Source organism: Clostridium moutaii, from assembly GCF_041205085.1.
GTDB lineage: Bacteria > Bacillota > Clostridia > Clostridiales > Clostridiaceae > Clostridium_B > Clostridium_B moutaii.
Window position 1 is genome coordinate 50,586 of the sequence record NZ_JBGEWD010000012.1, and the last position, 25,671, is coordinate 76,256.

At 32.0% G+C, this 25,671-nt stretch carries 25 protein-coding genes and 1 riboswitch; of the genes, 6 read left to right on the forward strand and 19 right to left on the reverse strand.

What is annotated here, in order from left to right; all coding sequences use genetic code 11:
• Positions 1-26 precede the first annotated feature (26 nt).
• The 13 genes from AB8U03_RS12565 to aroF all read right to left on the reverse strand — a co-directional run bounded on the left by AB8U03_RS12565 (position 27) and on the right by aroF (position 12,870).
• Positions 27-2,267 (reverse strand): heavy metal translocating P-type ATPase, encoded by a 2,241-nt coding sequence (locus AB8U03_RS12565; protein ID WP_369704900.1) that lies wholly within the window; start codon positions 2,265-2,267, stop codon positions 27-29.
• A 30-nt stretch (positions 2,268-2,297) separates the two neighbouring features.
• The gene (locus AB8U03_RS12570) at positions 2,298-2,570 is read right to left on the reverse strand and encodes a metal-sensing transcriptional repressor (protein ID WP_369704901.1); all 273 of its coding nucleotides are present in this window, start codon (positions 2,568-2,570) and stop codon (positions 2,298-2,300) included.
• A gap of 215 nt (positions 2,571-2,785) precedes the next feature.
• Positions 2,786-3,544 carry a YncE family protein gene (locus AB8U03_RS12575; protein ID WP_369704902.1) on the reverse strand — a complete coding sequence of 253 codons (759 nt, stop codon included), beginning with the start codon at positions 3,542-3,544 and terminating at the stop codon, positions 2,786-2,788.
• Between the two features lie 88 nt (positions 3,545-3,632).
• Positions 3,633-4,286, reverse strand: coding sequence for a L,D-transpeptidase family protein (locus tag AB8U03_RS12580; protein WP_369704903.1), 654 nt, complete (start codon positions 4,284-4,286; stop codon positions 3,633-3,635).
• A gap of 50 nt (positions 4,287-4,336) precedes the next feature.
• Entirely contained in the window at positions 4,337-4,768 is a 432-nt protein-coding gene (locus tag AB8U03_RS12585; RefSeq protein WP_369704904.1) for a hypothetical protein, read from the reverse strand.
• 173 nt (positions 4,769-4,941) lie between these two features.
• Positions 4,942-5,451: a shikimate kinase gene (locus AB8U03_RS12590; protein WP_369704905.1), complete on the reverse strand. Its 510-nt coding sequence runs from the start codon at positions 5,449-5,451 to the stop codon at positions 4,942-4,944.
• 3 nt (positions 5,452-5,454) lie between these two features.
• Positions 5,455-6,294: a shikimate dehydrogenase gene (gene aroE, locus AB8U03_RS12595; protein ID WP_369704906.1), complete on the reverse strand. Its 840-nt coding sequence runs from the start codon at positions 6,292-6,294 to the stop codon at positions 5,455-5,457.
• Positions 6,291-7,430 carry a prephenate dehydratase gene (gene pheA, locus AB8U03_RS12600; RefSeq protein ID WP_369704907.1) on the reverse strand — a complete coding sequence of 380 codons (1,140 nt, stop codon included), beginning with the start codon at positions 7,428-7,430 and terminating at the stop codon, positions 6,291-6,293. Before pheA ends, aroE begins: the two co-directional genes overlap by 4 nt.
• Positions 7,431-7,448: 18 nt before the next feature.
• The gene (aroC, locus tag AB8U03_RS12605) at positions 7,449-8,531 is read right to left on the reverse strand and encodes a chorismate synthase (RefSeq protein WP_369704908.1); all 1,083 of its coding nucleotides are present in this window, start codon (positions 8,529-8,531) and stop codon (positions 7,449-7,451) included.
• Positions 8,512-9,792 carry a 3-phosphoshikimate 1-carboxyvinyltransferase gene (gene aroA, locus AB8U03_RS12610; RefSeq protein ID WP_369704909.1) on the reverse strand — a complete coding sequence of 427 codons (1,281 nt, stop codon included), beginning with the start codon at positions 9,790-9,792 and terminating at the stop codon, positions 8,512-8,514. Before aroA ends, aroC begins: the two co-directional genes overlap by 20 nt.
• A 35-nt stretch (positions 9,793-9,827) precedes the next feature.
• Complete coding sequence (gene aroB / locus AB8U03_RS12615) at positions 9,828-10,910, reverse strand: 3-dehydroquinate synthase (protein WP_369704910.1); 1,083 nt, start codon at positions 10,908-10,910, stop codon at positions 9,828-9,830.
• Positions 10,911-10,917: 7 nt separating this feature from the next.
• On the reverse strand, positions 10,918-11,808 hold the full coding sequence (locus tag AB8U03_RS12620; RefSeq protein WP_369704911.1) for a prephenate dehydrogenase: 891 nt from the start codon (positions 11,806-11,808) through the stop codon (positions 10,918-10,920).
• A 27-nt stretch (positions 11,809-11,835) separates the two neighbouring features.
• Positions 11,836-12,870, reverse strand: a complete 1,035-nt coding sequence (gene aroF, locus AB8U03_RS12625; RefSeq protein WP_369704954.1) for a 3-deoxy-7-phosphoheptulonate synthase — start codon at positions 12,868-12,870, stop codon at positions 11,836-11,838.
• 550 nt (positions 12,871-13,420) lie between these two features.
• Between aroF and AB8U03_RS12630 the strand changes: the two genes are divergently transcribed.
• The gene (locus AB8U03_RS12630) at positions 13,421-14,683 is read left to right on the forward strand and encodes an SH3 domain-containing protein (protein WP_369704912.1); all 1,263 of its coding nucleotides are present in this window, start codon (positions 13,421-13,423) and stop codon (positions 14,681-14,683) included.
• Positions 14,684-14,810: 127 nt separating this feature from the next.
• On the opposite strand, the gene AB8U03_RS12635 is transcribed toward AB8U03_RS12630, so the two are convergent.
• From AB8U03_RS12635 to ymfI, 3 genes are all read right to left on the reverse strand, one after another.
• Entirely contained in the window at positions 14,811-15,185 is a 375-nt protein-coding gene (locus tag AB8U03_RS12635) for an SdpI family protein (protein WP_369704913.1), read from the reverse strand.
• 72 nt (positions 15,186-15,257) lie between these two features.
• Entirely contained in the window at positions 15,258-16,094 is an 837-nt protein-coding gene (locus AB8U03_RS12640; protein ID WP_369704914.1) for a response regulator transcription factor, read from the reverse strand.
• A gap of 156 nt (positions 16,095-16,250) precedes the next feature.
• A complete protein-coding gene (gene ymfI / locus AB8U03_RS12645; protein WP_369704915.1) occupies positions 16,251-16,994 on the reverse strand; it encodes an elongation factor P 5-aminopentanone reductase in 744 nt (247 codons plus the stop codon).
• A gap of 174 nt (positions 16,995-17,168) precedes the next feature.
• Between ymfI and tpx the strand changes: the two genes are divergently transcribed.
• The 4 genes from tpx (at position 17,169) to AB8U03_RS12665 (ending at position 20,880) form a co-directional block, all read left to right on the forward strand.
• Positions 17,169-17,663: a thiol peroxidase gene (gene tpx, locus AB8U03_RS12650; protein ID WP_369704916.1), complete on the forward strand. Its 495-nt coding sequence runs from the start codon at positions 17,169-17,171 to the stop codon at positions 17,661-17,663.
• A gap of 175 nt (positions 17,664-17,838) precedes the next feature.
• Positions 17,839-17,928: riboswitch (glycine riboswitch) on the forward strand.
• A 147-nt stretch (positions 17,929-18,075) separates the two neighbouring features.
• The gene (locus AB8U03_RS12655) at positions 18,076-18,345 is read left to right on the forward strand and encodes an ACT domain-containing protein (protein WP_369704917.1); all 270 of its coding nucleotides are present in this window, start codon (positions 18,076-18,078) and stop codon (positions 18,343-18,345) included.
• Positions 18,346-18,362: 17 nt separating this feature from the next.
• Entirely contained in the window at positions 18,363-19,721 is a 1,359-nt protein-coding gene (locus AB8U03_RS12660) for a PFL family protein (RefSeq protein ID WP_369704918.1), read from the forward strand.
• A gap of 100 nt (positions 19,722-19,821) precedes the next feature.
• Complete coding sequence (locus AB8U03_RS12665; RefSeq protein ID WP_369704919.1) at positions 19,822-20,880, forward strand: HD-GYP domain-containing protein; 1,059 nt, start codon at positions 19,822-19,824, stop codon at positions 20,878-20,880.
• Positions 20,881-20,936: 56 nt separating this feature from the next.
• On the opposite strand, the gene AB8U03_RS12670 is transcribed toward AB8U03_RS12665, so the two are convergent.
• A complete protein-coding gene (locus AB8U03_RS12670; RefSeq protein WP_369704920.1) occupies positions 20,937-22,916 on the reverse strand; it encodes a methyl-accepting chemotaxis protein in 1,980 nt (659 codons plus the stop codon).
• 112 nt (positions 22,917-23,028) lie between these two features.
• The gene (trmB, locus tag AB8U03_RS12675; protein WP_369704921.1) at positions 23,029-23,667 is read right to left on the reverse strand and encodes a tRNA (guanosine(46)-N7)-methyltransferase TrmB; all 639 of its coding nucleotides are present in this window, start codon (positions 23,665-23,667) and stop codon (positions 23,029-23,031) included.
• A 221-nt stretch (positions 23,668-23,888) separates the two neighbouring features.
• Between trmB and AB8U03_RS12680 the strand changes: the two genes are divergently transcribed.
• Positions 23,889-25,010 (forward strand): hypothetical protein, encoded by a 1,122-nt coding sequence (locus AB8U03_RS12680; protein WP_369704922.1) that lies wholly within the window; start codon positions 23,889-23,891, stop codon positions 25,008-25,010.
• A 2-nt stretch (positions 25,011-25,012) separates the two neighbouring features.
• Here AB8U03_RS12680 and AB8U03_RS12685 read toward each other — a convergent pair whose 3' ends face one another.
• The gene (locus tag AB8U03_RS12685) at positions 25,013-25,663 is read right to left on the reverse strand and encodes a site-2 protease family protein (protein ID WP_369704923.1); all 651 of its coding nucleotides are present in this window, start codon (positions 25,661-25,663) and stop codon (positions 25,013-25,015) included.
• Positions 25,664-25,671: the final 8 nt, after the last annotated feature.

Consider the following 25,671-nt stretch of genomic DNA (forward strand, 5'->3'; position numbering starts at 1 on the left):
AACTTAAATTATCAATTTAAATTTTTTTAATTATACATTGGTCTAAATCTCTTCAACCTAAGTGCATTTAAAAGCACTGAAACTGAACTAAAGCTCATGGCCAATGCTGCTATCATAGGATTTAAAAGTGGACCGCCAAATATGAAAAGCACTCCCATGGCAACAGGTATACCTAAAGAATTATATCCAAAAGCCCAAAATAAATTTTCTTTTATATTTTTTATTGTTTTTTTGCTTAAATCTATAGCTGTAACCACATCCATCAAATCACTTTTCATAAGTACGATATCTGCTGATTCCATAGCTACATCCGTCCCTGAACCTATTGCTATACCTACATCTGCCTGAGCCAAAGCCGGAGCATCATTTATTCCATCTCCCACCATAGCTACCTTCTTATTCTCATTTTGCAGCTTTTTTACTTCATTGGCCTTATCCTGTGGAAGTACCTCCGCAAGTATTCTGTCTATTCCAACTTGCTTTGATATAGCCTGAGCTGTATTTTTATTGTCACCAGTTATCATAACTACTTCTATTCCAAGAGAATGAAGCTTTTCTATGGCCTTTTTGCTATTTTCTTTAACAGTATCTGCCACAGCTATTATTCCTATCAATTTATTATTTAATGCTATATACATAGGTGTCTTACCTTCACTGGACAGTTTTTGTGATACTTCTTTCATATCTTTTAGAAAAATTTTTCTATCCATAATAAGCTTTTTATTACCTAAAAGCACGTCGTCGCCTTCCAGTGTGACCTCGATGCCATAACCAGGTACAGCAAGAAAGGACTCTATTTTTTTTAATGGAATATTCCTTTTTTCAGCTTCTTTAACTATGGCTTCCCCCAATGGATGTTCTGATGCTTTCTCAGCAGATGCAGCAATTTGGATCAAATAATCCTCTTTTAAATCACTTGACAGCACTATATCTGTGACCTTGGGCTTTCCCTCAGTTATAGTACCAGTTTTATCAAATACCACTGTCTGTATTCTATGCGCAATCTCTAAAGCTCCACCACTTTTTATAAGCACTCCATACTCTGCACCCTTGCCTGTTCCCACCATTATAGCTGTTGGAGTGGCCAATCCCAAGGCACATGGACAAGCTATTACAAGTACGGATATAAATATAGTTATTGCAAATACTCCGGATTGCCCGGATATATACCAGGCTATTGAAGCTATTATGCCCAATATCAAAACTACAGGTACAAAATAACCAGCTATTACATCTGCCAGTTTTGCAATAGGCGCCTTTGATCCTTGAGCCTCTTCAACCAATTTTATTATCTGAGAAAGTGCAGTATCCTTTCCAACTCTAGTAGCCCTGTATTTTATAGAGCCATTTTTATTTATACTTGCACCTATAATTTTACTTCCTGGGGTTTTCTCCACTGGTATACTTTCTCCCGTAAGCATTGATTCGTCCACAGAAGTCATTCCATCTATAACTTCACCATCTACCGGGATTTTTTCTCCCGGTCTCACAACAATCACATCGGAAACTTCTACCTCATCAATTGGAACCTTTATCTCTTCTCCATCTTTTATTACATTTGCAGTTTTAGGTGCTAAATCCATTAACTTCTTTATGGCTTCAGAAGTTTTTCCTTTAGCCACATTTTCAAAATACTTTCCCAAAGTTATAAGAGTGAGTATAACTCCTGCCGATTCAAAATACATATGATAATAATTATTGTCCAGTAATATTTTGAATACAGAGAACAAACTATACAAAAACGCTGCCGATGTTCCTATAGCTATAAGAGAATCCATATTAGGGCTTCTTCTAAATAGAGATTTAAATCCCACTGTGAAATATTTTCTTCCAACTGTTATTACCGGAAGAACCAATAAAAGCTGAATTACTGCAAATTCCCGGGGATGTACCATAGGATCTATTACTCCCGGAAGCATTATATTCAATTTTTCAGTTATCATGGGGCCCATGGCTACGACAAGAAGGGGAATTGTAAATACAGCTGATACTATAAATCTTCGCTTTAACTCTTTGATTTCTTCTTCTTTTTTCTTGTTCTTGTCAATATTGCTTCCTTCTTCAATAATCTTATATCCTGCCCTTTCAACATCCTTTTTTAAATCATCAACCTTCATTTTAGAAGGATCGAAGGTTATAGTTAACTTTTCAGTAGCAAAATTTACATTAGCTTCTTCCACTCCATCTAATTTTTTGCTTACCTTTTCTATTGTTCTGGCGCAAGCTGCACAGCTCATTCCCTCTATTTGAAAAGTTCTGCTTTTCATTTTAATACCTCCTTTTATCATACCTGGTTTTTACCCGTTCTTATCCAATAGTTTTCCCAATAAACTCATTATTTCATCTACCTTTTCTTCTCCAGAATTATGAAGAAAGGCATCTTTTACACAATGATTTAAATGCTGCTTCAGTATTAATAGATTTGCTTTTTTCAAAAGTGCCTGAGCTGCTACTATTTGATTAGATATATCAATACAATACCTTCCGTCTTCTATCATTTTCATTATTCCCTCAATTTGTCCTTTTGAAGTTTTTAATGCCTGAAAAGCTTTCTCTTTTTCTTCATTCACTTTTACCTCCCCCCACCCCTGTGGGGTGGTATTTTATAAAAAATATAAAATTTAAACAAGAAAAATATTTTTTTGTTTAAATTTTGTTATTGATTGATAATCATTCTATACATATATTATAACTCAAATTATAATTTTGTATATACTTTTTTAAAATATATTCACAGATAAAATATTAAATACATATATACTATTTGACCATTTATATTTTGTCTTTATCTATAAATGTTTTTAGGTTCATCAGCTAAATCAACTTTTTCAATATCCTCTGTATGGGGATTTATCAGTGCCACAGCTTTTTCTCTGCTTAAAGTTACCATAATGTTACCACTGTCCTTATTTAAAGATATATCTACAGGATATCTTCCCACCCTTATTTTTTTTATGTTTTTAAAATTATTCATATCCACCACAGTTATGGTATCCTCGCCGGTGTTTGCCACATAGCAATATCTACCATCGGCAGACAGACAAAGGCCTTTAGGCCTTCTTCCAACAGATATAGGCTGAAGTACAGTATAATTTTCAACATCGATTAGAGATATATCATTACTTTTGGTATTGGTTATCATTATATAATTTTTATTGGGAACAAAGGCAATGCGTGAAGGATGTTTTCCAATTTCTAATTTTTTTATAAGTTTATTGTCTTTAATATTATAAAATAATACAAATCCATTATTATCTTCATCCTTAATATTTGACACCACTACCACTAAAGTTTTTCCATCTGAAGAGATTTTCATATCTTCAGGTGTGCCCTCCACATTGATCTTGCTTACAATTTGGTTTGTGACTGTATCCATTTTACATATAGTTTTTTCTCCAGTAACTACAAAATAATAACTTCTAGGATTTTGTGCCTCTTTTGCCAAGGATTTTGCCCTGTAACCTACGGTTACAAATACAACAATTAAAAATACTACCAATAAACTCAAAGCCAATAAAATTTTATAATGTTTATATTTGAACATAATAAAGCACCCTTTCATATGTTTTTCATTTTATTTTGTGCTTTTTTTGTCCTATATATTCCTGTTTATGATAATAAATCAAGATTTTCTATTTATATATTTCCACAGGTGTTTTAAGAGGTGCATATTTCTTTAATATATTTATATCTTCATTGGATAAAGCCACACATCCATATGTCCAATCATACTTAGAGCCCCCGCCATGTATGCCTACCGCACCACCAAGTGGGGTATTCCAAGGTGGTTGTCTTTTATTTTCCGCAGCAGATTTTATTTTTTCATATTCAGATTTATTGATAATATTTTTATTCAATGCATTTTGTGCATCTTCTATATTGGGATAGCTTATTCCTAAAAAATATGTATATTTAGTTTGAGAATTTATATAACATATGTAGTAATCTCCTTCTGGTGTCTTGTTGTCTCCTTCTGTTTCTTTTACGCCCTGTGGATTTCTTCCAAGACCGATTTTAAACCTTCCTATCAAATACCCATCTCCATAAAGTTCCATTATTCTTTTACTCTTGTATATTTTTATAGAAGTTTTATCTGGAGATTTTTCAGGCTTTTTAAAAAATATTTTTTTATTTTTATTTTCTTGAGGTAAAATACTTTTCGAGGTTATTTTTCCATTGGCATTTGCTCTAGTATACTTTTTTATGGATATTGTTGAAATAGTTCCTATTAAAATCAGTCCAAAAATTAAAAATAGAACAGGAAACCTTTTGTATTTATTTTTCATTTTCATCCCTCCATTTTTATCCTCTACTACATTTCATTTTACATTAATTTTCAACTTATTCCAATTATGGTTTTAATCCATTCTATTATATTTTCATTTTTCTTTTTCATATTTTCATATTGTTGGTAGCTTTTATTATAAATATTCATTTTTTTATTGTATTCATCCATATGCATATTATATTCTGTCAATTTGCTATTATATGCTACCACTGCCTCGTTCCATTTATAAGTGTCTCCTGATTGTGCGGCATCCATGTCATTTTTTAATTTTTTCAACTCTATACTTTCTTTTTGCACAGTATTTCCTAAATTATCTACTGACTTCTTATACTGTTGAAGCGTACTATACATACTCTGCACCACCTGAGAGGTTTTGGAGGACTCCCTGGATTTCACATCCACCAGTGATGCCATACATATAATCAGCAATATTATAACCGCAACTAAAATTTCGGTTATAATGGACTTTAATTTTTCCATAAATACCCTCCCCCGGTCTAGAAGCTAAACTACTCTAATTTAATTCACCCATAAATCTGCTGCATTTATAGCTGTAATAATCTTATATACTATATAATACTATTATTATGATAAAAAATATGATAAAAAAACCGACAGCAAAATAAATTTACTATCAGCTTCTTATCATAGAGCTACATATTGTCATTATAAATTTTAATTATATCCTTCAATACTTTTTCAATAGTATATATATTTTCAACAAAAAAGTCACAGTAATTTTTATAAATATGGTACCTATCTTCAAAAACTTTCTCAATTTGTCCTATATCATTTTTTAAAAGAGGCCTGTTCATTATATCCAAATCACTAATTATATTCCTCAATGGCCTGTCTATAAAAATTATCAATCCTTTTTTTCTGAGATTTAATATGTTTTTTTTATTTTTTATTACTCCTCCTCCAGTAGATATTATAACATCTTCTTTCTCACTAGCTTGTTCCACTGCCTTTAATTCTAAATTTCTAAAATATTCTTCTCCACCTTTAAAAATCTCCGAAATAGTACGTCCCTGCTGTTTTTCTATACACCCATCTATATCTATAAGTTTTTTGTTTAATTTATCAGATAACATTTTACCTATTGTAGTTTTACCTGAACCGGGCATACCTATGAGAACTATATTTTTAAATTCTCTTTTCATAGATTACACAATATCCTCATGCATTAAATTGAAATTTTTATATGTATTTAACAATTCATCATATATTTCATCCACAATCTTTAAAGGTATTTTTCTTTTTTGCCATATCTCCTGGGATGCCACAGCCTGAGCTACCAACATATACAATCCATTCACAGTATTAAGTCCCAATTTGTTTCCCAATTTCAAAAACAAAGTATTTTGGGGATTGTATATTAAATCCACAGCTGTGTTAAACTTGCTTATAATACCTTCATCTACAGGGCAATTATCTACATTTGGATACATTCCACAAGGTGTACAATTTATTATAATATCTCCCCCTTTTATTTTATGTAATTCTTCATAGGAAATAATTTTAAATTTATCACTGCATAATTTATGAGGATTTCTGCTTACATATATGATACTTTTTGCTCCCTTATCTAAAATATAACTGGCTACAGCTTTAGATGCTCCTCCTGTACCCAATAATATTACATCTTTATTCAATACATCTATATCATATCTCTTTAAAGTCAACCCAAACCCATAATAATCAGTATTATAACCTGTTAGTTTATTACGTGTAAACTCTATAGTATTCACAGCCCCTATATTCTCTGCTTCTTCAGATATCTCATCCATATATTTTATGATTCCGACCTTATAAGGTATGGTTACATTAGCACCCCTGCATCCTAAAATTTTTAATGCCTCTACAGATCTGTTCAAGTTTTTTTCTTCTACTTCAAAAAGATTGTATTCTCCATTTTTACCTATTTTTTTTAAGATCAAATGATGTATTACACCAGAAAAGCTGTGTATTAATCTTTTACCTATAAGTCCATAAAAATTACTCAACTTAAATCATCTCCCTTGTAATTCCCCAATAATTTAAAATAGGAACTCTCTCTTTCTATTCCCTCCATGGCATTTTTAGTACCCTTCTCCATTATGTTTCCACAGAAATCAATATAAAAGAAATATTGCCAGGGCCTATTTATCATGGGTCTTGATTCTATTTTAGTCATGTTTAAATTATTTTGCCAAAAAAACTTAAGTATATTATATAAACTGCCTGATTTATGGGGCAAGGTAACGAGAATACTGATTTTATCATATTTTTTATCATATTCCATATTCCTGCCTATTATTATAAACCTGGTATAATTATCACTGTTGTAATTTATATTTTCTTCCAATATATTCAGCCCATAAAATTCTGCCGCTTTTTTACTGGCTATGGAAGCTCTGCTCTTATTATTTTCTTTCTTTACATATTCAGCACTTCTAGCTGTATTAAAATAGGGAATAAGCCTCCATTCCTTATGTCTTTCTAAAAACCTGCTGCACTGCATAAATGCCTGACTGTGTGAATACACTTCCTTTATATCTTGAATTGAAGCTCCCTCAATGCCTATCAAATTGTGATTTACTTTAATACATTTTTCTCCCACTATATAAAATTTATGTTTTTCCAGCAGATCATAAACCTCAGAAATACCTCCTGTAGAAGAATTTTCAATAGGAAGAACTCCATAATCTATATTTCCATTTTCTAAAGCTTGAAATACATCTTTAAAATTATCAAAACCTACAGTTTTTACTTTATCTCCAAAATAATTAATTAGGGCTTCATGGCTAAAAGATGCCAGTATGCCTTGAAATCCCACTCTGCATGAACTGTTATAAGTTTTTATTTTTGAAATATTGTCTTTATTATATAATCCCCTGATTTTTTTCTTCTGTAAGCTTTTACTTATACTCATAACATCTCTTAAAAAGATCTCTATCTCATTTGCCATTGGCCTGTGCCGTATATTCTCCAATTGAACTTTTATAACATCTTTTTCCCGATTTTCATCCAATATTTCCATATGGTTTTTTTCCTTATATTCTGCCACTTTAGAAACTACATTCATTCTCTGCTGAAAAAGTTCAATCATTTCTCCATCTATTTTGTTTATCTTATTTCTCAACTCATCTAAGCCTTCCAAAGTATCCCCTCCATTAATTCATTCTTCCATTAAATTCAATATTCCTATGGCTGTAATTGCTTCTATCACCGGAACAGCTCTAGGTACAATGCAGGGATCATGTCTTCCTTTTATTTTTAAAATTACATTTTCCCTGTTTTCAATGTTTACAGTTTTCTGAGTTTTTGCTATAGAGGGAGTGGGTTTTACAGCAGCTCTAAATACTAAAGGCATGCCATTTGTAATTCCTCCTAGAATTCCTCCGTTATTATTGGTGTAAGTTTTTATATTATTATCTTTTGACATGTAATATTCATCATTTGCCTCTGAGCCTTTCATAGTTGTTATATTAAATCCCTCTCCAAATTCCACCCCTTTAACTGCTGGAACAGAAAATAAGAGATGTGAAAGAGTGCTCTCCACTGAATCGAAAAATGGATCACCTATACCTGCCGGCAAATTTATAACTATGGTTTCTATAATTCCACCAAGGGAATCTCCTTCTCCCTTTGATTTTAATATACTTTCTTTCATCTTTTCACCACAAGCTTTATCCAGCACAGGAAATCCATCCTTTGAAAGATCCAGAAGTGTATCTTTATTTACAGAAACAATATCGACAGAGCTTTTATCTCTAATTTTGCCTATACTCTCTATGCGGCTCCCTATTACTATTCCTCTTTTCTCCAATATTTTTCTACACAGGGCACCGGCAAAAACCAATGGTGCTGTGAGCCTTCCTGAAAAATGTCCCCCACCTCTGTAATCATTAAAATTATGATATTTAACTCTTCCTGTAAAATCTGCATGCCCTGGCCTCAACATATTGGAAGTTTTTTTATAGTCCTCGGAGTGAGTATCATTATTTAATATAATTGCACAAAGGGGAGTACCTGTGGTCCTGCCGTTAAAATATCCGCTTAATATTTGAAACTCGTCTTGTTCTTTTCTGGCAGTGGACAGATTTGTAAGACCTGGTGCCCTTCTCTTCATCTGTTCTTTTATATAATTCAAATCAATTTCATTGCCAGGTTTTAATCCATCTATGGTAATACCTATAGCCTTTCCATGTGATTCTCCAAAAATAGATATCTTTATTTTATTACCCCATATTCCACTCATTTATATTACCCCCCAAAGTTCTAAAATCCTTCCAAAAATTTGGATATGACTTTTTTACACATTCAGCTCCCTCTATTACCATAGGATTCAAACATTTTGATGATATGGCTGCCAGAGCCATAGCTATTCTATGATCTTTCCAGCTGCTTGCATTTCCTCCCATAAGTTTTTTTCTTCCTCTTATGATCAGGCCGTCTCTTTTTTCTATTACATCTCCTCCTATTTTGTTTAATTCTGAAGATATGGCCCCAAGTCTATCCGATTCTTTAATTCTAAGTCTTCCTGCATTTTTAATCTCAGTAGTTCCACAGCTAACAGATGCCAGAGCTGCAAGTATAGGTATAAGATCCGGACATTGTGAGGCGTCAATAGTAGTTCCATAAATTTCATGGGATGGGTCAACAGTTACACTGTTCTCTCCCCATTTGATTTCTACACCCATTCTTGCGAGTATATCTATTATAATTTTATCTCCTTGAAGAGAGTCTCTTTTTAACCCATGACAGGTGATGCCATTTCCGAGAGATCCCATGACAAGCCAAAAAGCAGCTTGAGAAAAATCGCCCTCCACTTTCAAATTTGTACTCTTATACTTCTGATTACCTTTAATTTCATAATTGCCACGGTTATTTTCATCTACGCTTATTCCAAACTTTTCCAGCATACTCAACGTGATATCCACATAGGGTTTGGATTCCAATTCGGTAGTTATATATATTGTGGAATCTTCATTCAATAAGGGGAGGGCAAATAAAAGCCCGGTTATAAACTGGGAACTTACATTTCCCTTTACCCTATATTCACCTGGTTTCAGTTTTCCCTTTAAAGTCAATGGCAATTTACCTTGAGAATTCCTATAATATATTTTCTGATCATCAAATATACTGTAATAAATATCAAGAGGTCTTTCCACCAGCCTTCCTTCACCTGTAAAAATAGCCTTTTCTCCAATTGTTGCCACTATAGGTATCAAGAACCTTATAGTAGAACCTGATTGAAAACAATTTATATTTGAATTTTTTACATGAAGCTGAGAGTTTCCCTTTACAATCAAAGAATTTTTATCTCTTTGTATTTCTGCGCCTAAATTTTCTAAAGCACCACAGGTGGCTTCTATGTCCTTTGAAAAATCTACATTTTCTATATTACTTATACCATCACATAGTGAAGCACATATTACTGCCCTATGACATATACTTTTAGATGCTGGAACAATTATATCTCCTTTTAATTCAGCTGGATTTATGTGTACATACTTCAAAATACATTTCTCCCTTCTTTATCTTCATTTAATTGCTATTTAATTTTGTCTGAAAATAAGAAGTCATATACTTGAGATATTTTTACCTTCATTATTTTTGCTTTTCCCACTTCTTCTAAAACTATAAGGTTTATGAGATTTTCACCTAATGATTTTTTGTCCAGTGCTATGGAATTTATAATAACCTGCCTATCCAAATCCGGCATATGAGTTGGGAGGCCATATTTTTTCAATATACATTTCATGTAATCATAAGTACCATTTTCAGTAATACCCATCTCTTCAGTCCTTTTGGTTATACAGGCCATGCCAATGGAAACAGCTTCTCCATGACTGTATTTTCCATAATCATAATATCTTTCTAAAGAATGTCCAAGCGTATGTCCAAAATTTAATATCATTCTATCCCCTAAATCTCTTTCATCTGTTTCCACTAATTGTTTCTTTATGTTACAGCATTTGTATATTATATTTTCCATATTATCTAAAGTCTCGTTTTTCTTTGAATAAGAGTTTAAATCCTTCAAAATGCTTTTGTCCCGTATAAACCCATATTTTATAACCTCTGACATTCCATCACTAAAAAACTTGTCATTCAGGGATATAAGTACTTCCGGATCTATAAATATTGCATCTGGATGATAAAAGTTTCCAACTAAATTTTTCCCCCAGGGCAAATCCACAGCTACTTTTCCCCCTACACTGCTGTCTACCTGAGCCAGAATTGAAGTTGGGACCTGAATATACCTTATACCCCTTAAATAAGTGGCCGCGGCAAAACCTGCCAAATCACCTACCACTCCACCTCCAAGAGAAACTATAATATCACTTCTTCTTGTGTTAAATTTACATAGTTTTTCATACACTTCTTCCAATACGCCCAGAGTTTTGCTCTTTTCTCCCGGTGCTATGGATATTGTATTCACCTTAAATCCATTATCTAAAAGCGATTTTTTCAATGCATCCAAATATAATTTTTCTACATTATGATCAGTAATTACAACTATACTTCTATCCCTGTATACAGATTTTAGTTTTTCTCCTGCGGATTTTAAAATTCCTCTTTCTATATAAATTTTATAGCATTTTTCTTTAAGAGCAATATCAATAATATTCATAAAATCACTATCCTTGTCTTTTAACTATATCTTTTCTCCTATGTACTGCATTTTCAAAAATATCATCTATCTTGTTCACATCTTTATATATTACGGCCATTTTTAATTCATCAATACTTTTTTGAAATTTTTCTATTTCATCTACTAATTTATCTGAATTCATTATAAATAACTGACTCCACAGTTTAGAATTGATTTGTGCCACCCTAGTGGCATCCCTAAAGCTTCCTCCTATGAATAATTCCATATTATTTATAGAATTTTCATCATAGGAATTCATAAGGGAAACAGCTGCAACATGTGGGAGCTGACTGGTAAAGGCAATTACATTATCATGCTCTTCAGGACTTACATAAGTCACATTGCTGCATCCTATTTTTCTTGCCATTTTATCTATCATATTGAGACCCTTGGGAGTATTCCTGGAGCTTGGTGTTATTATATAATTGGCTTTTTTAAAAATATCTGCTGAAGCTAACTCTATCCCCTTGGACTCCCTGCCTGCCATGGGATGACCTGGAACAAACTCCATATATTCAGGTAAAAATAAATTTATACTGCTAACCACATATTCTTTTACACTTGAGGCATCTGTTATAAGTACTCCTCTTTTTAAGTTCTGCAGATTATCTTTTACAAACTTCACCGTATCTTTAGGATAAAGAGCTATTATAATCAAGTCAATTTTTTTTAAAAATCTTCCACCACTTTCATATGCCATATCTATAATACCCATATCTAAAGCTTCATTTAAAGTCTTTTTGTCCTTATCTATTCCAACTATACATCTGGGATTTAAAGCTTTAAGTGCCATAGCATAGGAACCTCCAATAAGTCCCATTCCCACCACAGCTATATTTACATTAAAGTCAGAATCCCCAAAGTCACAATCCTCCAATTGTATCTCTCCTTTCAATATGTGCTTCTATACATTTATAACCTCGTATTCCCTATTCATCTTTACACTTATCATTCTGTTTATATCTTCCATAAGTTCTTGAAATACCTTTGGTTTTATGGACTGCTGTCCGTCACATTTTGCATTTGCAGGATCATTGTGAACTTCTATCATAAGTCCATCCGCTCCCACTGCTACTGCTGCTTTAGCCAAAGGCTCCACCATCCACCAGATTCCCGCTGCATGGCTTGGATCTACTATTACAGGAAGATGGCTTAATTTTTTTATAGCCGGTATGGCACTTAAATCCAGGGTATTTCTTGTATAAGTTTCAAAAGTCCTTATTCCTCTTTCACAAAGTATTACATTTTCATTTCCGCCGGCCATTATATACTCCGCAGACATGAGCAGCTCCTCAATAGTGGCTGAAATTCCTCTTTTCAGCAAAATAGGCTTTTTTATTTTTCCCAGCTGTTTTAGAAGTTCAAAGTTCTGCATATTCCTTGCTCCAACTTGTATTACATCTACATCCTCAACAAACTTATCTATCATATCAATGGACATAATTTCTGTTACTATGGGAAGACCTGTTTCTTCCTTCGCTATTTTTAAAAGTTCCAATCCTTTATCTCTAAGCCCTTGAAAACTATAAGGCGAAGTTCTGGGTTTAAAAGCACCCCCTCTTAAAAACTTAGCTCCGCTTTTCTTTACATCTTTTGCAATACTTACAATTTGCTCTTCACTCTCCACAGAGCAGGGTCCCGCTATAACAGCTAATTCATCTCCGCCTATAGACTCATTTTTTATTTTCACCACGGTATTATCCGGATGAAACAATCTGTTGGATAATTTATAAGGCTGCTGTACTTTTTTTACATTTTCCACAAATTCATTAGCTCTAATTTTATCCGCATCAACCTCTGTAGCATCTCCAATAAGACCCAGCAGGCAATATTCTTTTCCCTGTATTACATTTACCGATATATTGTTTTCACCTTCAATTTTTTGTTTCAAGTTAATTATCTCCTCCATTGGTGACTTTGGTTTCATAATCACAATCATCATAAACTCCTCCTGTAAATAAATTTTAAAAATAAAAAAGGCAAGACCCTTAATGAGTCTTGCCTAAAATTAACCAATTACACTTTTATTTAATATGCAAAAAGTCTTTAATCAACATGTATAACTGTATCTACTCATTAGAAAAGGGTTTATTTTTTTTTGAAAGCAAAAGTAACTAGCGCTAAAATAAAAATAGCCCCAGCTAAAAGTAAAGTAATAATAATTTTTACTTGCTGCTTTCAATTCCTTTCCAATGATACTTTTCATTTTGCCTTTACCTCCATTATTGATAATAATAAAATCATACAGTACATTAACTTCGTACTATAAATCAATGCAAAATCTATTTGTCCTTAATTATAACAGGTTTCTTTTTTATGTCAACAGCAAACTTAAAATTTATCCAATGGCTGTTATAGAAAATTTATTCAATTTTATGGAATATTTCCAGAAAATATAGTACAATTAGACTAAATTATTTTCAATTAGTTACGATAATTATCATGGTTTGATAATTTTAGATTAATTTATAATTTCAGGAGGACACAGCATGAATAAGTATAAGAAATTAGTCTTTGCTTTTTTTATTTCTGCAGCTCTTATGAATAATAAAAATGTAATGAATACTGTACATGCCGCTGGTATTTTACCAAATATTCAAAGTAGTGCATACACTGCAGTAGGAAATATATTTGCCAAATGCGGATACACAGGACAATGCACCTGGTTTACATATGGAAGAGTCCTTGAAAAGCTTGGAATTTCACTGCCTTCAGAATTCTACGGGAATGCAGTAGACTGGTGGTATGCCAATGCCAAAGATAATATATATTCCTACGGTTCAGAACCAAAGGCAAATTCTATAATAGTATGGGGCGGCGGTAGGGTTGGTTACGGTCATGTAGGATTTGTAGAAGAAGTGGATGGAGATACAGTATATTTTAACGAGGGCAATTTTAACATAAGAGGAAATTATGATGGAAATATAAAATCCCTTTCAAAGGAAGCAATAAAAAATAGAGGTAATTTATATCTTAAAGGATACATATATGTGGGAGATGGCAAACAATCTGCTCCTGCTTCTTCCATAAGTACAGGTACTTCTGCAAGTACTTCTCAAAGCGGAATTGTAAATATTTCAAATAGCAGTTCAGCCTTGAATATAAGAAATGGCGCAGGCACTTCCTTTGGAATACTTGGAAGTTTAAGAAAGGGACAATCAGTCCAAATAGTGGGCACTGTAGGAAGTTGGTATAAAATTAAATTTAACTCTTCTTATGGATACGTAAATTCTACATACATAAGTTCAGGCGGAAGCAGCAGCACCAATACTTCTAGTGAACAGCCTGCCACTAATTCATCAGGTCAAGTTTCTGGAGGCACAACATCTTCAAAAACGGGTTACGTTAAATTAAGCAATAGTTCTTCTGCCTTGAATTTAAGAACATCACCCCAAGGTTCTATAGTTGGCTCTCTTTTAAATGGGACTTCCGTAAATATCCTAGAAACCAGTGGCAACTGGTATAAAGTAAATGCAAATGGTAAAACCGGATATGTATATTCCAATTATATAAGTACTTCTAAATCTGTATCTGAAAGTACAGCTGGCACTGTGAATACCAAAGTTGGGACTGTAACTTTAAGCAACAAATCTTCAAAATTAAATTTAAGAGACAATCCATGGACAGGTCGTGTTCTTGCAACTCTCTCTTATGGAAGTAAAGTTACAATTTTAAGTACTGACGGCCGCTGGTATAAAGTTCAGGTAGGATCTATAATTGGCTATGTTCATTCAGACTATGTAAAAGTATAGGTAATGTTTATGGGAACTCATTCTTTTAAAAAGATGAGTTCCCTCTAAAATAAACCGATTTGAATTTTCTGCTTAAATAAAAAAGAATCTTATATTTTTTTTAAGATTCCTTTTCTGAATAAATTTATCAATCATTTACACTATTTCGTTTTAAATTTTTGGATTCATCAATTCTTTTACCATTTTCATCAAATGTATTTTTCAAATGCTTTTCCGTAGTAAATACTGTAAATATTAAAACAGGTATACAGCCTATTAATGGAACTAAATAACCTTTACCCTGAAGAAAATAATAACCTATATTACCTAGAATAATTAAAATAATTCCTGCTAATATATATTCATTAGTGGAATACCTATTTCCTTCATTCCAAGTATCCTGATTTTTCATGGAGATATTAGTTCTATACCCATACCAAGAGTTAATTTTTTTAGGTTTCACTATTTTAGGTATAATTCCAAAAGCCAGAGTTACCATACCAAATACCAATGAATTTATCATATACTCAGCTCCCTTAAACAACTTAATTTACACCTATTTTAATAATAAAGCAATTTTCAATAAAAAGCTAGTTTATTTTTTGTTTATCTTTATCTTAATATTGGATGTCAATTTATCCAGCAGCTGGTCTTTGTCTTTTCCATCATCAGGAAAAGTCACATAACTGTATTCAATATGATATTCACTATATTTTTCATCTATTGCTTTTATTTTATTATATATTTCATTGATCTTATTGATAATAAAAAGTACCTTTTTCCTTTGACACTGGGGAATTACACCTACAAAAGTAGAAAATCCATACTTTTCAAATAAATCTGGTGTTTTGAAAATAGGTCTTAATTTTTCATAAAGAGAATCCATTAAGATAAGATAGTTGTCCTTTACATCTATTTTTTCATCCATTTCTGTAGCATATTTTTTTATCAAACTCACCATTATAACCGAAAGTTTCGTATTTTCAGCTTTAGCTTTGATAATTTGTTTTGTAATATATTGTTGAAAATTCAAATATATTATTTCACCTTGTTCACCTTTATCCTTACTGGACTTTATAAGATTATTTATTCTTTCAAGCAGCACTTTATTATCAAAAGGTTTTAATATGTATTCTGAAGTTCCCTCTTTTATACATTTTATAAATGCACTTCTGGTATTCATCTTTGTAAGTATCATTATGGGAATATTTAAATTTCTGGCCTTTATTTTTCTAAGCACTTCAAAGCCGTCCTCGTTACTAAGTCCCACTTCCAATATTATTAAACTTATTTCCTTTTTTTTATCATATAACTTGTTAAAAAAATCAAAAGAAGTTCCTGACTCATATACTTCAATTCCTATTTTTTCCAGTGTATCTTTTACCCTATATCTTATATAAGCCATATCGTCCAATATTATAACTTTACACATAATTATCATCCTATTTTATTAATAATATTTTAATTGCATTTCACCTATTCATTAAATTAAATCTTTCATATCATATTCTTTATTTATCGTTCAATTTAAAGCTTACTTTATAAAAATAATTGACCTATATAAAAATTGACAAGATCTATCACCCAATTATGACATTCCTCCATCTATAGTTATTACCTGTCCCGTTATATATGATGATGATTCTCCTGCCAGGAAGCACACTGCCTTTGCTATATCAACACCGCTTCCAAATCTTCCTGTAGGTATTTCCTCCAATAGACTTTCTTTATCTTCAATTTTTAAACAAGAATTCATTTGGGTATCTATTACCCCTGGCGCAACTGCATTTACTCTAATATTAGATGGTGCCATTTCTTTTCCAAGAGATTTAGTAAAAAGATTTATTGCTCCTTTAGTGGCAGAATAAATTGTTTCACAAGAAGCACCCACATTTCCCCACATAGATGAAATATTTATTATAGAACCACTTTTCCTTGGAATCATGTATTTTAATGCACAATGGGTACAGTTGAGCATTCCCTTCAAATTAACATCTATTATAGAATTCCATTCATCCTGCTGCATATCTACAAAAAGTCCTATATGACAAACTCCCGCATTATTTACCAGTACATCTATTTTACCCATCTTATCTATAGTATTTTTTATTATCCTTTCAGCATCACTGTATAAACTCACATCTCCCTGTAAAACCACTCCCAAAGATCCTGCTTGCTTAACCATCTCCAGAGTCTTATATGCTCCCTTTTCATCTTGCTTAAAATTTATTACTACACAGGCGCCGCACTTTGCCATATTTACAGCAGTACTCCTCCCTATTCCCCTTGATGCTCCAGTGATTACAGCTACCTTTCCTCCTAAATCTTCCATCTTAAAACTCCTACCTTCTAAAGAAAATTTGATTTTAACTGTTGTTTCAATTAATATTATACATTAAATTTACATATTAAATTTAAATTATAATTAATTTGCATATTTTGTACATTTGTGCTATTATAATAGATAATAATTATTAATTAGTATTTTTTGTTTGGAGGGATATATATGAAATTAAAATTTCAAGGAAAACCTGTAAAGGTTTCTGGCAATACTCTTAAAATAGGTGATACAGTACCTGACTTTGCTGTTATAAATAACGCAATGGATACCATTTCTTTAAAAGATACAAAGGGAGTTAGAATATTTTTAACAGTACCTTCTATAGATACACCTGTTTGTGATTTAGAAACCAGAACTTTCAATGAGAAAACATCGGAAATTCCCGGTGTGACTGTATATACAATATCCATGGATTTGCCTTTTGCTCAAAACCGATGGTGTGCTGCTAACGGAATAAAAAATGTAATTACAGCATCAGACTTTAAGGACAGATTATTTGGTAAAAACTTTGGCACATATATGGATGATTTGGGTCTTTTAGCTAGAGCTGCTTTTGTAGCGGACAGCACAAATAAAATTATTTATGTAGAATACGTTCCCGAAGTTACAAATCAACCGAATTTTGATGCCATACTAGCTGCTGCTAAAAAGGCAAAATAACATAATAAAACAGAAAGGTTGCTGAGCCCTTAAATAAGCTGAGTAACTTTTTTATTTTTTGCTGCAAAACTGTATTTGAATTAATCCATAAAACATGTTATAATCACCTTAACAATTTAATAGGCTGGATGAAGTTAACGGAATATGTTTATTTTATAGTTTATAAACCGTTGTCGGACAAGCCTCTGGAGAGACTCTTAAGGAGCGCCGAAGGGGAAAGCTAATTATAGCGAAACTCTCAGGTAAAAGGGACAGGGGACTTTATGTTTAATATAGTAGAGCTTAGTATTTACTATTTTAAAGTCTTGTTTACCAGAGATTAATTTTATTTTAATCTCTTTTTATTTTCTCCCATAAATGGTTATCTTCCAGTGAAAGCTTTCAACTAAATATTAAGGAGATGGATAGAACAATGAACGCATTTATAACAGTACTTGGAAAAGATAAGGTAGGTATTATTTACAAAATAACTTCCGTATTATTTAAAAATAATATAAATATTTTGGATATTAACCAAACTCTAATAGAAAATTATTTTACCATGATAATGCTTGTAGACTTAAGTAAAATGAAAACAGATTTTACAAGTATAAAAAATGCTCTTGAAAACAAAGCTAAAGAAATAGGTGTTGTAGTTAAAATTCAAAGGGAAGACATATTTACTTCTATGCAAGAAATTTAGACTGGGGTGTGAATGAAATGATAAATACTAAAAATATAATGGAAACAATAAATATGATAGACAAAGAAAACCTGGATATAAGGACTATTACCATGGGTATATCCCTTATGGACTGTATTGATAGTGACGGAGATAAAGCACGGATAAAAATCTATGATAAAATAACCAGGTATGCTGAAAATTTAGTTAAAACTGCAGAACAAATTGAAACAGAATATGGTATACCGATAATACACAAAAGAGTATCCGTATCCCCTATTTCCCTTGTAGCTCAAGCAACTTCAGATACAGACTATGTAGGATTTGCAAAAATCTTGGATAAAACCACCGAAACTCTCGGTATAGATTTCATTGGAGGTTTTTCAGCACTTGTACATAAAGGTTATTCCAAAGGTGATAAAATACTTATAGAATCTATACCGGAAGCACTGGCATCCACCAAAAAAGTATGCTCTTCAGTAAATGTGGCAACTACAAAAGCAGGAATAAACATGAATGCAGTAAAGGATATGGGAAAGATAGTAAAAAGAACTGCTTATCTCACTAGAAAAGATGACAGCATAGGATGTGCCAAACTTGTAATATTTTCAAATGCTGTTGAGGATAATCCCTTTATGGCAGGAGCATTTCACGGCATTGGAGAGGCCGATGCAATAATAAATGTAGGTGTTAGCGGTCCCGGTGTTGTAAAATCCGCATTGGAAGAGGTAAAGAGTGGAAGTTTTAATGCAGTAGCTGAAACTATAAAAAAGACTGCCTTTAAGATAACTAGAATGGGTCAATTGGTGGCCGGTGAAGCCTCTAGAAGATTAAATGTCCCCTTTGGTATAGTTGATCTATCTCTGGCCCCAACACCTGCTGTAGGAGATAGTGTTGCAAGAATTCTTGAAGAAATGGGACTGGAGAGCTGTGGATGTCCAGGTACAACAGCAGCTCTCGCCCTTTTAAACGATGCCGTTAAAAAAGGTGGTATAATGGCTGCCTCCCAAGTTGGAGGGCTTAGTGGTGCCTTTATACCTGTAAGTGAAGATGAAGGGATGATAAGCGCAGTAAATGCAGGTTCCCTTAATTTAGAAAAATTAGAAGCTATGACCTGTGTATGTTCTGTAGGACTTGACATGATAGGAATACCAGGTGACACACCTGAATCCACCATATCTGCCATAATTGCAGATGAAGCCGCCATTGGAATGATAAACAGTAAAACAACTGCTGTAAGATTAATTCCCGTTTACAATAAATCTGTAGGGGAAGAGGCCAATTTCGGAGGTCTTCTTGGCAGAGCCCCCATAATGCCTGTAAGTAAATTCTCCAGTGAAATTTTCATAAATAGGGGTGGAAGGATTCCCGCTCCAATTCACAGTTTTAAAAATTGATATTATTTTGCCTCAAACATATTTAGAATTATGAAAATATGACGATAAAATATTTAATTGCTATATATTTCTAAATTAATAATATATGAGGTGAGACAATATGTTATGGGAAAAAAGATCCCTACCAATTGATGAATTAAAACCTGGAATGATGTCCTCAGATGATATAGTTTTTGAGGATAAAATGTTATTAGCTAAAAATATTGTTATCACAGAATCCACTATAAATAATTTAAGACAAAACTATATTGTTGATAAGGTGAATGTTTATGTAAAAGGTGATTCTGATAGTCCTTTAATGTTACAATCAAATGCAATACAAAAAATGGAAAATGATTTTAATGAATTTTCTTTAAGTCTAAAATATATATTTAATAACATATCCAATTTAAAAGTTCCTGAGATGAATGAAATAAGAATTTTTTCAAAAAAAATACAGGAAGAATTTAAATCAACAGGAATAGTTATTAGAAATATTGTGTTTTACGGCAGCGGAGATGACACCATCTACAGACACAGCATAAATGTAGCCGCTATAAGTTTTATACTTGGTAAATGGTTGAATCTCAATCAACGGGAAATAAATTTATTGACTTATTCCGCTATATTACACGACTTTGGTAAAACTAAAATAAGCAGTGACATAATAAATAAAAAAGGTTCTCTTACTTCTAAAGAACATAAAATACTTAAAACCCACCCAGTTATAGGTTATAATCTTATTAAAGGTATTCATTACTTAGATCCATCTGTAAGTTATGGAATACTCATGCATCATGAAAAAATGGATGGCTCTGGATATCCATTGGCTATAGATGGAGATAAGATTCATACCTTTGCTAAAATAATAGCCATTGCAGATTTATTTGATGAAGTCAATTCTAGCAGATACTATAAAAAAGTGGATGGTCCCTTTGAAGCTCTAAAGATTATTCAAGAGCAGAGCCTTGGAAAGCTTGATTGTAAATACTGCAATATTTTTTTAAATCATACAATAAATTACTTCATGGGAGAAAATGTATTATTAAATAATGGAAGAAAGTACAAGGTAGTTCAGGTTCACATAAATGACTTAACAAAACCACTGCTCCTTGACGATGGAGGATTTCTGGATTTAAAAAAAGAAAAGGATCTATATGTTAAAAAACTGGTTATATAATAACCAGTTTTAATTTTTTATGTGGAGGATGATATTAATCCACCCTCCACATAAAATTAAATTGTAAATTTTTGAATGACTTCATTGAGTTTTTGGGCCAGATTAGATTGATCCCTGGCAGTTTTATCAACCTGTATCATGCCTTGCGTTGCATCATTTATAATATCCTGAATTTCATTAGTACTTTCTGAAGATTTTTGTGCAATACCAGCCATATTGCTAATTGCCTTGGTCACTTCATTTACTGTATTCTTTATTTCCTCCGTCATTAAGGATAATTGTTTTAAAGAGTCAGATGTAAATTGAGAATCTCCATAATATTTTTCTCCAGTACTCAAGTAATTATCCAATTGAACATTTATATTTTGATCAATAAATTTTAAAATTTCATGGCTAGTATTTGAAAGATTTTTAAAGGCATCTTGAACCTTTACTACAACATTTTGAATTGTAGAAACTGTTTCTGAAGATTGTTCCGCCAATGTCCTCACTTCTTCAGCAACTACCGCAAATCCCTTTCCATGTTCACCTGCTCTTGCGGCCTCAATAGCTGCATTTAATGCCAGTAAATTAGTTTGCTCTGCAATATTTGCTATTACATCCGCCATTTCCTTTATCTTTGAAACCACATTTCCATCATCTATAGCTTTTAATATATTTGTCTGTTCATTTTGATAGATGCTTTTACATTCCTTTATTGCATTTTGAGCATTTTCTTGAACAGAAAGAGCATTTTCCTTAGATTCATTTGCATTGTTATTTACATTCATAGCCTGGTTTGACAATTGATTTATATTAGAATCTATCTCTTCTACAGATGCGGTAACTTCTTCAGCTGAAGCTGTTGTCTCCTGGGAACCATTTACTATATTATTTATGGAGTTGTTTATATTTTTAAATTTAGATGTCATTTCCTGAACAGTTGCCGAAAGTTCTTCACTTGAGGCACTCATATTTTCAGAATTATCAATTATGGTCTTAATTAATGATTTCACATTTTTCTGAGCTGTATTAAGTGAAAATGCTGTATCCGCAAACTCATCCTTTCTCTTTATAATTATAGGAGTACTAAAATCACACTCTGATAATCTTTTAGCAAATTTCTGTATTTGTGTCAAAGGATTAGTTGCATATTTTGCAATAAATACTCCACATATAACTGCTATTATTACCATAACTAGCAGAACTATAAGGGCTGTGGTAACACTAGCATTTAATCCCTGAGCATAATCAGTTCTGGGAATAACAGTTACAACTATCCACCCAGTTTCTTTTGACTGATTAAATCCAGCTATTTTTGCTTCTTTTCCACTTCCATACTTTATATTTCCATGCTTTTCACTTAAAATAGATTGTCCCGATGGAATTTCTCCTTTTATATTTTTCATTACTTTGCTTTTATCGGAATCTGCAATAATTGTACCATCGGTTGAAACCAATATGGCATACCCGCTTTTACCCACCTTGGTTGCAGATAGCTTGTCCCTTAATGTGGATAGATCGATATCAAAGCCCACAGCCCCCTTTTTCCCATCATTAAGACTTACTTTTTTAGCAATGGTTATGATAATTTTACCCGTAAAAGCATCCTTATAGGGTTCAGTCACAGATATCTGTCCATTTGCAGACATTGCGTCTTTATACCACTGCCTGGATGTAGGATCATATCCCTCAGGCAATTTAACAGTTTCAGGATATACCGTCATCTGTTTAGTCTCATCAGCCAAATATGACTGCATTATATCTTTATTACTTTGTGTTATGCTTCCCAGTGCATTGATCACATCGCTTCCATTTTGTGAAAGCACATCTTTATTAATTGACAATGATTGTAACTCCTCTTTCAATGAAAGGCTATGTAAATCTATATATGAAACTTTTTCATTTGATATTTGATAAGTCATCTCATCTGCATTATCATTTACAATTCTAGACGAGATGAAAAAAGAGAAAAGCGACATTATAAGCAGTGGTATTACAACTAGTAATATTAATATACCAATTAGTTTATGATGCAATGACATTTTATTTCCCATAGTTCAATATTCCCCCTGTTAATACATAATTATCTATATACTAACATATTATATATTTAAAATCTATGAAATATTAAAAGCTTGCTAAATTTATGAAATATATTCACGCTGATTATATCACCTTAGCTATCAAAAACATAATCTTCATGCCAAGTGCAGTGAATTTTCCCTCATATTCCGTAGCTACATTTTCATGTAAATTACTGCTGCTATGCAGATCATAGGTTAAATACTCTATTTTATACCCGCTCTTTGTAAAATACTCCTGAGACTCTTCAAAAAGTCCCCTATCATCTGTCTTAAACCATATTTCACTTCCTGGCTTTAAAAAATTCTTATACATATTTAAAAATACAGTGTGAGTAAGCCTTCTCTTTTTTTGTCTTCTCTTAGGCCATGGATTGCAAAAATTTATATATATTCTTCCAATTTCCTCCTTATAAAAAACTGTTTCAATCCCACTTATATTCATAGGTACTATCCGTACATTTTCTATTTCATTTTCTTCTACTTTCTTCAGTGCATATATTAAAACTTCATCCTTTAAATCAATTCCTATATAATTTATATCCATATTGCTCATGGCTTGGGTACATAAAAACTGTCCTCTTCCACATCCTAATTCCAAGTATATTTCATTATTATTTTTGAATTCTTCACTCCACCTGCCCTTATATTTTTCAGGTTCTGTTATAACAAAAGGGCTAGATTCCATTTTAGGTCTGGCCCACCATTTTTTTCTAAGTCTCATATTACAAAATTCCCTTCCTCTATTTACAACACATAGCTTATTTTAGCTAAAGATGTAATACATATATTTTATGTTTATTAATTAAGCACAAAATATATTATCTATTTTAATATAAAAACTGTCAATAATATTTTCAAAATACATTTTATTAAAGTTTTTTTTACAATATACGATAATGAAAATTAATCATATTATATAATAATATTCGGGTTGTGAAAATTATGGAATACTTTGTAGAAGAACTTAAAAACAAGAAGATAATCAGTAAAGATGATATAGAAATTCTTAAAAATTATATTAACAAAAAATATCTTAAAGTTGATTCAAAAGAGAAAGCAAAAATGTTGTCCAATACTATACATCATATTTTAGATATCAATTTGAATGGTCTTCCTGAAAATTATAGACAAACCATAAAACTAGATATTTTAAAAACAACTCTTTTCCAAAACAAAAAATCCATCTTCATGTATGACATATTTAACTGTTGTATGAAAAATGAATTCATCAAAAAAAATTTCAAAAGGGAGCTTACCCAGTGGGTAAACAATAATATAGAGAACAAAATTAGAGAAATCGATTTAAGTAATTATGAAAAAAATACAGAACATATTTCAATTTTAAAAGGAAACTCAAATGTTAAAATAGGAGCATTTCCCACATCAACTGGGCAGGATGAAAATACTTTTAATCATCCCCTGCCCTTTCAGTTAAAATGTTCAAAAAAGTTTTTAACAATCATTACTGCCTCTATTTTAACTATTGGTATATTGGGACAGCTAATTTTGAAATCACCCTTTAATATAATCGATTTTTCCCAAATTGACAGTATCCATTTAGAAGATTTCATCGATAAAATAACTCTAGAAAATTATAAAAGAAACTTTCCCAATATATATCTTCCTGAATACCTGAAATATCAAAATATAGATGAAAATAAATTAAAATCTTATTTAAGCACTCGAAATTCACTACTATGTAGAGAACCCTATTTCTCTACCATAATTAATACCTCAAAGGAATTTAATTTAAACCCCATTTTATTATTTGCCATAACCGGACAGGAACAAAACTTTGTCCCCGTAAATACATCCAATGCTTACAAAATAGCCAACAATCCCTTTAATGTATATCACAGCTGGCAGGAATACAACACTAATATACGGGATTCCTCCAGAATAGCTGCCCGTACAATTATAAACTTATCCATAGACAAACCAAAAGAAAATAACCCTTTTATGTGGATAGGTAAAAAATATGCTGAAGATGAAAACTGGGGAAACGGCGTTCAATCTATATTTGAAGAAATAAATCATTATTATGCAATTCACAGTGAAAGATAAATTTAAAATATGCTATTGGCTATATTGATAAAAGCCCGATATATCATAAAAGATGGAACACCCACTATATATCTTGCCAGTGGAGTAGCTACAAATAACACCAATATAATAAATTGATATCTGTATATACTGCCCGATATCTTATAAAATAATGAAGGGAAAATATCTCTTAATATATGAAATCCATCTAACCCGGGTATTGGTATTAAGTTAAACACAAATAACATACAGTTTATATTGACGATATACAGTATAATCTTAGTCAATATGTTAAAAGTTGAAGAAGTTCCTATGGACAATCCTCCAAATTTATATAATAACACCACCAAGATGGCAGCTAAAAAGGCTATTATCAAATTTGCCAGCGGACCTGCAATGGATACCTTTAAATCATCCGCATTCCTGTTTTTAAAGGCATTGGGGTTGATTTCAACTGGTTTTGCCCACCCAAACCCCGCCAATAGTATCATTATAAATCCTATAATATCCACATGGGCAAATGGATTTAATGTAAGTCTTCCCTGAAATTTAGGAGTTTTATCTCCCAATTTATCTGCTATAACTGCATGTGCAAACTCATGAAATGCAAATCCAATAAGTATAGCAGGTATGATAAGTATTTTATCTAATATAGTTTCAGTCAAATATTTCATTCCTTCCC

Bases quoted from the DNA above. Each gene is read 5' to 3' on its own strand.
- AB8U03_RS12565 (WP_369704900.1), bottom strand. From the start codon at position 2,267: ATGAAAAGCAGAACTTTTCAAATAGAGGGAATGAGCTGTGCAGCTTGC.
- AB8U03_RS12575 (WP_369704902.1), bottom strand. From the start codon at position 3,544: ATGTTCAAATATAAACATTATAAAATTTTATTGGCTTTGAGTTTATTG.
- AB8U03_RS12580 (WP_369704903.1), bottom strand. From the start codon at position 4,286: ATGAAAAATAAATACAAAAGGTTTCCTGTTCTATTTTTAATTTTTGGA.
- AB8U03_RS12585 (WP_369704904.1), bottom strand. From the start codon at position 4,768: ATGGAAAAATTAAAGTCCATTATAACCGAAATTTTAGTTGCGGTTATA.
- AB8U03_RS12590 (WP_369704905.1), bottom strand. From the start codon at position 5,451: ATGAAAAGAGAATTTAAAAATATAGTTCTCATAGGTATGCCCGGTTCA.
- aroC (WP_369704908.1), bottom strand. From the start codon at position 8,531: ATGAGTGGAATATGGGGTAATAAAATAAAGATATCTATTTTTGGAGAA.
- aroB (WP_369704910.1), bottom strand. From the start codon at position 10,910: ATGAATATTATTGATATTGCTCTTAAAGAAAAATGCTATAAAATTTAT.
- aroF (WP_369704954.1), bottom strand. From the start codon at position 12,870: ATGATTGTGATTATGAAACCAAAGTCACCAATGGAGGAGATAATTAAC.
- AB8U03_RS12630 (WP_369704912.1), top strand. From the start codon at position 13,421: ATGAATAAGTATAAGAAATTAGTCTTTGCTTTTTTTATTTCTGCAGCT.
- AB8U03_RS12635 (WP_369704913.1), bottom strand. From the start codon at position 15,185: ATGATAAATTCATTGGTATTTGGTATGGTAACTCTGGCTTTTGGAATT.
- AB8U03_RS12640 (WP_369704914.1), bottom strand. From the start codon at position 16,094: ATGTGTAAAGTTATAATATTGGACGATATGGCTTATATAAGATATAGG.
- ymfI (WP_369704915.1), bottom strand. From the start codon at position 16,994: ATGGAAGATTTAGGAGGAAAGGTAGCTGTAATCACTGGAGCATCAAGG.
- tpx (WP_369704916.1), top strand. From the start codon at position 17,169: ATGAAATTAAAATTTCAAGGAAAACCTGTAAAGGTTTCTGGCAATACT.
- AB8U03_RS12655 (WP_369704917.1), top strand. From the start codon at position 18,076: ATGAACGCATTTATAACAGTACTTGGAAAAGATAAGGTAGGTATTATT.
- AB8U03_RS12660 (WP_369704918.1), top strand. From the start codon at position 18,363: ATGATAAATACTAAAAATATAATGGAAACAATAAATATGATAGACAAA.
- AB8U03_RS12665 (WP_369704919.1), top strand. From the start codon at position 19,822: ATGTTATGGGAAAAAAGATCCCTACCAATTGATGAATTAAAACCTGGA.
- AB8U03_RS12670 (WP_369704920.1), bottom strand. From the start codon at position 22,916: ATGGGAAATAAAATGTCATTGCATCATAAACTAATTGGTATATTAATA.
- trmB (WP_369704921.1), bottom strand. From the start codon at position 23,667: ATGAGACTTAGAAAAAAATGGTGGGCCAGACCTAAAATGGAATCTAGC.
- AB8U03_RS12680 (WP_369704922.1), top strand. From the start codon at position 23,889: ATGGAATACTTTGTAGAAGAACTTAAAAACAAGAAGATAATCAGTAAA.
- AB8U03_RS12685 (WP_369704923.1), bottom strand. From the start codon at position 25,663: ATGAAATATTTGACTGAAACTATATTAGATAAAATACTTATCATACCT.